This window comes from Vibrio amylolyticus, assembly GCF_023145695.1.
In the GTDB taxonomy this organism is placed as follows: Bacteria; Pseudomonadota; Gammaproteobacteria; order Enterobacterales; family Vibrionaceae; genus Vibrio; species Vibrio amylolyticus.
Window position 1 is genome coordinate 1 of the sequence record NZ_JAJHVV010000043.1, and the last position, 414, is coordinate 414.

Here is a 414-nt window from a genome sequence, read left to right on the forward strand (position 1 = left end):
TTATCAACCAAAATAGCTTTATAGCGGCCTTGGTATAGGTGACCTACTCGGTTATGTTTTCGGTTAAACTTTTGCGTATACACACCGTTTAGCTGGCGCATCCCTTTACTTAGGTTACCGTCAGGGGTTTCTAGTAGCAGATGATAGTGATTCGTCATTAAGCAATAGCTGTGAATCACCCAGTTGAATCGTCGGCAACTTTCAGCTAACACCTCTAGAAACAAATCAAAGTCAGCTTCATCTAAATAAATTGGCTGACGTGCATTGCCCCTTGAAGTAACGTGGTACAGCGCTCCTGCATACTCTACTCGTAATGGTCTACTCATTGTCTTCCCTTAACAAAAATGGCCTAGCTAAAAACTAGACCACTCTCTTCAAATAGGCAAAAGGCAAGACCTGACCCCTGTTTTTCCT

The 414-nt window shown here is 42.8% G+C and carries 1 protein-coding gene; it reads right to left on the bottom strand.

The window, feature by feature from the left end:
* A partial coding sequence (locus KP803_RS21800; protein ID WP_248010954.1) for a transposase occupies positions 1-326 on the bottom strand: 326 nt, incomplete at its 3' end.
* Between the last annotated feature and the right edge of the window lie 88 nt (positions 327-414).